6 protein-coding genes are annotated in these 5,106 nt (G+C 75.0%); 5 read left to right on the top strand and 1 reads right to left on the bottom strand.

The annotated features are described in order from the left end of the window. The first annotated feature begins 133 nt into the window (after positions 1 to 133). Entirely contained in the window at positions 134 to 331 is a 198-nt protein-coding gene (locus ACRYM0_RS20230) for a hypothetical protein (protein ID WP_432507647.1), read from the top strand. Positions 332 to 410: 79 nt separating this feature from the next. On the opposite strand, the gene ACRYM0_RS20225 is transcribed toward ACRYM0_RS20230, so the two are convergent. Next, positions 411 to 1,730, bottom strand: coding sequence for a glycosyltransferase (locus tag ACRYM0_RS20225; protein ID WP_432507646.1), 1,320 nt, complete (start codon positions 1,728 to 1,730; stop codon positions 411 to 413). A gap of 219 nt (positions 1,731 to 1,949) precedes the next feature. On the opposite strand from ACRYM0_RS20225, the gene ACRYM0_RS20220 reads away from it, so the two are divergent. The 4 genes from ACRYM0_RS20220 to ACRYM0_RS20205 all read left to right on the top strand — a co-directional run bounded on the left by ACRYM0_RS20220 (position 1,950) and on the right by ACRYM0_RS20205 (position 4,954). Next, on the top strand, positions 1,950 to 2,081 hold the full coding sequence (locus tag ACRYM0_RS20220) for a hypothetical protein (protein ID WP_432507645.1): 132 nt from the start codon (positions 1,950 to 1,952) through the stop codon (positions 2,079 to 2,081). Further along, on the top strand, positions 2,078 to 2,935 hold the full coding sequence (locus ACRYM0_RS20215) for a glycosyltransferase family 2 protein (protein WP_432507644.1): 858 nt from the start codon (positions 2,078 to 2,080) through the stop codon (positions 2,933 to 2,935). Before ACRYM0_RS20220 ends, ACRYM0_RS20215 begins: the two co-directional genes overlap by 4 nt. Continuing rightward, positions 2,932 to 3,816: a glycosyltransferase family 2 protein gene (locus ACRYM0_RS20210; protein ID WP_432507642.1), complete on the top strand. Its 885-nt coding sequence runs from the start codon at positions 2,932 to 2,934 to the stop codon at positions 3,814 to 3,816. The genes ACRYM0_RS20215 and ACRYM0_RS20210 overlap by 4 nt, the downstream gene beginning before the upstream one ends. Positions 3,817 to 4,099: 283 nt before the next feature. Further along, on the top strand, positions 4,100 to 4,954 hold the full coding sequence (locus ACRYM0_RS20205) for a glycosyltransferase family 2 protein (RefSeq protein ID WP_432507641.1): 855 nt from the start codon (positions 4,100 to 4,102) through the stop codon (positions 4,952 to 4,954). Positions 4,955 to 5,106: the final 152 nt, after the last annotated feature.

Here is a 5,106-nt window from a genome sequence, read left to right as displayed (position 1 = left end):
CCCCCCCCCCCCCCCCCCCCCCCCCCCCCCCCCCCCCCCCCCCCCCCCCCCCCCCCCCCCCCCCCCCCCCCCCCCCCCCCCCCCCCCCCCCCCCCCGGCGCTGGGCAACGCCGAACTGGCCGCCTCCGCTCCCGTGCCGGGTAGCGCCGGTGCGGCGGCGGGTTTCGAGCGGAGTACGGGGTCCACGGCCGGTGCCCTGCTGGAGCTGGTGGTGCGCCGACCGTCCGTGGCCCCGGCGGTGGCCGTTTACGCCGGGGTGACGGTCCTCTCCCGCCTACTGGCGCGCCGGCGCAGCGCCGTCGCCTGGCAGCGCGACGCGTCGACCCGCTGACCTGGTCGCTGATCCGCTGGACCGGCAACCGGTGGTGGGGTGAGCGGGGCCGCGCTCGGCTGGCGGCCCACCCCGCGCGTCAGCCGGGGCGTCCTGTGCTCAACGCCCGCACCAGCCGATCCGCGTTGAGGGCGGGGTCGAACTCCTCGACGACGCGAGCACGTCCCGCAGCGCCGGCGCGCCTGCGGAGCCGCTCATCGGCTGCCAGCACCAGCAGGGCGTCGGCGAGCGCGTCGGCGCGTCCAGGCGGCACGAGGAAGCCGTTCTCGCCGTCACGCACCAGTTCGGGGATCCCCGCCACGGGAGTGGTGACCACGGGCAGCCCGGTGGCCATCGCCTCCATCAGCACCACCGGCACCCCCTCGGCGAAGCTGGGCAGGCAGAAGGCGTCGGCCCACCGGTACTGCTTCGGCAGCTCTTCGTTGGGCAGAGCGCCCAGGAGCTCGACGACGTCCTGCAGCCCGAGTTCGCGCACGCGGCGGCGCAGTTCGCTCTCCAGCGGACCGGCTCCCACGATCCGCGCCTGCACCGCGTCCGCAGCTGCGCGTCGCCGCAGCTGTGCGATGGCGTCGAGGAGGACGGAAGGGCCCTTCTCCGGCACGAGACGGCCGACGAAGAGCACGCGAAGCGGCCCTGGCGCGCGCGCGGCTCGTTCGGCCGAGGCGTCGGCGAAGCGGTCGGCGTCCACGCCCATGCGGACCAGGTGCAGCTTGTCCCAGTGCCCGGGGTCGGAGTGGCGCATGAGCTGAGCTCGGCAGAAGTCGCTGATGCAGGCGACGGCATCAGCGGAGCGCACCTTCGCTGGCAGGTCGACGGCTTCGACGGCCTCGAACTCCGTGGGGCCGTGCATGGACAGTGTCCAGCGCCAACCCGCCCCCGGGCCCTCCAAGGCCCGACCCATGCGCACGACGAGGCGGGCGATGTCCGCGGAGTTGTTGGCGAAGTGCACGTGCACGTGCCGCACGCCCCGTGTCCGCAGCTCGGCCAGCAGCAGCAGAGCTTCGGACAAGTAGAACGCCTGCCACGTGCGGGCGCGCGCGGTCCGCCCGGAGCGGGCGGCCAGGCCAGCGCCGGCGAGCACGGCGCGCGGGCCCACGTGCAGCGCCTCACCGATGATCCCGGTCACGGCAGCCCGGCCGCGCCCCTGGAGTGCGGTGGTGCGCTCCGCTTCGCGCCGGCTGCGCTCGGAGCGCTGCTGCTCGGGCGGACTGGTGCGGACCGTGAAGGTGTGCACCTCGACCCCGCGGGCCCGCAGCGCCTCGATCTCGGTCTCGATGAACGTGTGCGAGGTCGTGGGGTACTGGCTGACCAGGTAGGCGACGGGTCCCAGCGGGACGTCGGCGGGCTGCGCGGCACCGGTCGGCGCCGCGGGTTCGATCACCGGATCGGCCGAGGGCATGCGGGGAAGGGTAACCACACCCAGTAGCGGGATGCTACGAGCGGTCGCCGCGACGGTGTCCGGTGTGGTGCCGGTGATCCGCCACTGGTCCGCCGGCGATCCGCCACCGCCTGTGCGGTCTGCCGCGGCCGTCCTCCGCGGTCACTCGAACCGGTGCAGAGGCTGCTGTGGGTAGTGTGACGCCCGCGAGCCGCGCGGCGAGGGCTGCGGTCCACCCGCGTGAGGTGCTTGTCGGGGTCGGGAGCTGTCGGGCCGTTCGACGAGGAGGACGACGTCGTGGTGGGGGAAGTGATGCGTCGCAGCAGGTTCGAGGCGCCGTTCGGCGCCCTGCCGTCGTGCTGGGTCGAGTGAGCGTGGCTCCCCGGGCGAGCGCCATCGTGCGCACCCGCGACTCCGCGACCACCCTGCCCGCCACCCTGGCCTCGTTGCGCGCGCAGGACAGCGAGGTGGAGATCGTGGTGGTGGACTCCGGGTCCACCGACGCGACCCTGGACATCGCGCGGGAATCCGCGGATCGCGTCGTCGAAATCCCGGCTGCGGAGTTCACGTTCGGGCGCGCCCTCAACGTGGGCGCCCGGGCCGCGAGCGCCCCGGTGCACGTGGCCCTGTCCAGCCACTGCGTCCTGCCGCGCACCGACTGGGTGTCGATGGCGTGCGAGCACGTGGAGGGTGGGGCCGCGGCGGCCGTCGGTGCGGTGGACGACGGCGAGGGGGCCCCGCTGAGCGCCCCCTTCACCGCCGACCACGCCTACGTGCTGACGCACCGGCACTGGGGGATGTCCAACCACGCCTCTGCCTGGTCCGCGGACGCCTGGCGTCGGCACCCTTTCGACGAGCAGCTCAGCGCCACCGAGGACAAGGAGTGGACGTGGCGGGCGCTGGCCGACAGCGGCCCGCTCGTGGTGGACCCCCGCCTGCTCGTGGAGGGCACGCACCGGCGCTCCGCGGGCGTGCGCGCCTACTACCGCCGCCTGGTCAAGGAGATGACATCGATGCACGAGGTGCGGCCCGTGCCGCCCTACAGCGCCGGCCGCGCGGTCGCGGACTGGTGGCGCACCACGCCGAGCGATCCGCGGATCTCGCGGGCGCGTCCCCGTGGTCGTACGCGCGCTGTGGAGGTGGCCGCGCGCTGGTCGGCGGCGCGCCGCTGCGCGCAGCTGTCGCGGGCGGACGCCGCCCCGGGGGCACTGGGGAACCGCACGTGAGCCCGCAGGGCCTGCGGGTGGCGGCGGTCGTGCCCGTGCGGGGTCACGCCGCGCTCCTGGACGGCTGCCTGGAGGCGCTGCGCGCCCAGACGCTGCCGCTGGACGAGGTGGTCGTCGTCGACGACTCCCCCGAGGGGTCCCTCGAGCCGCTGCCGGGCGTGCGGGTGGAGCGCAGCGGGGGACAGGGGCCGTACGCCGCGCGCAACGTCGGCTGGCGCAGCACCGACGCCGACGTCGTCCTGTTCCTCGACGCGCGCAGCCGTCCGCGCCCGCGGTGGGCCGAGCGCCTCGTGACCGTGTTCGCCGATCCCGGCGTCGCGCTCGCCGGCACCGGCATCGAGGTGTCCTCCGGGCGGTCGCTGGCTGCGCGGGCCTCGCACCGCGCGCAGTTCTTCAAAATCCACAGCTTCGTCCGCACGCCGTTCTTCCTGCCGTACCTGCCCACCTGCAACCTCGCCGCCCGGCGCTCCGCTCTGGCGGCCGTGGACGGCTTCTCCGGCGTGCGCAGCGGTGGCGACGCCGACTTGTGCTGGCGGGTGCAGCAGGCCACCGGTGGTCGCCTGGAGGGCGTGGACGAGGTGCTCATGGACTGGCTGCCGCGCGAGCGGGTGCTGGAGCTCCTGGAGCAGACCTACCGGTACGGCAAGAGCAACCACGCGCTGCGCGCCGAGTGGGCCGCCCGGGGTGCCCCCGCCCGGGCCCCGCTGAGCCTGCCGCGCCTGGCCAAGCGCGCCGGCGTCGTCTCGCTGCGCCTGGGCCTGGCGCGCCTGCGCGGCGACGAGGAGCGCTGTGTCGCGCTCCTGGCGGACGCCTCCGGCGTCAGCACGGAGATCGGCTACCGCGTGGCCGTGGAACGCGCCCGCGCGGGGGGCCGCACCTGAGCGCGTTCCCCGGTGCCGCTGACGGGGACGCACGTGCGGCCGCGGGCCGGGGCGGTGCTCCGCCGCCGCTGCTCACGCTCGCGGTGGGGTGCTGTTCAGGTGCGCCGGCGACGGTGCGTCATCCCAGCGTGCGGAAGGTAGTGTGGCGCGGGGCCGCGTTGCGACGGTGCAGTCCGCTCCATCTGATGTCGTCGAGGTTGGTGCGAGGAGGGACATCGGTGGTCAACGTGCCGTCGCCACGAGGTAGGGCGCGAGTCGCAGCGAGGCAGCGACGAGGGACGCGGTGAGCGAGGTGGCCGACGTCACGGTCGTCATGCCGGCGCTGAACCGCGCCCACCTGATCGAGCGGTCCCTCAGCAGCATCGCCGCTCAGCGCGTGCGTCCCGCCGAGGTGATCGTCGTCGACGACGGCTCGAGCGACGGCACCGCTGCCGTGGCGAAGGCGGCCGGGGCCACCGTGATCGAGCTGCCCGAGAGCGGTGGCAGCGGACCCGCCCGCAACCGAGGCATCGAGGCCGCCGGTACCGAGTGGATCGCCTTCCTGGACTCCGACGACGAGTGGGAATCGGGGCACCTCGCGGGCCTGCTCGCCCGCGCCGAGGGCAGGGTGCTCGTCACCGCACCGGGGCGCAGCGACAGCGGCCGCATCATGGGCAACCCCTGGCGCCGCGAGCTCGAGCTCGACCCGCTGAAGCTGCTCACGCCGGGGGACGTCATCTGCACCAGCGGCACCGTGGTCCGGCGGCGGACCCTCGTCGAGGCGGGCCTGTTCCGGCCCCTGCGTCGCGCGCAGGACCTCGACCTGTGGCTGCGCGTCCTGGAGCACGGGTCCGGCCTGGCGCTGGCGGTCCCCAGCGTCCTGTACCACGAGCACGCCGGGCAGGCGTCGAAGGACCGCGACCTCATGCGCCAGTGCTTCGACTGGATCGTCGACGACTGCTCCGCCCGCGGGTGGCTGACGCAGAAGCACCGCGACCAGGCCTACAGCCGCGTGCACTGGGACGACCTGCGCACTGCGCAGCGCGCCAAGGACGTGCGCGCGGTCGCCGGCTACGTCGGGTGGTTCGCGCGCCGTCCGCACGCCCTGCCGCCGCTGGTCCGGTTGCTGCGCCAGCGACGGCTCAGCCGGGCGGGCTGAGCCCGGTCAGCGGGTTCAGCCCGGGCAGCGGGTTCAGCTGGTGGGCTTGCCGTAGTCCTTGGGCAGGGCCTGCAGCTTGTCCCAGGGGAAGTTCTGCATGATCGTGTAGCTGGGCTTGCCCTGCATCAGCGCCGGCCAGGGGTCCACACCGG

The organism is Kineococcus arenarius subsp. arenarius (assembly GCF_050871845.1).
Classification (GTDB): domain Bacteria; phylum Actinomycetota; class Actinomycetes; order Actinomycetales; family Kineococcaceae; genus Kineococcus.
This window is presented reverse-complemented; position numbering and strand designations above follow the sequence as displayed.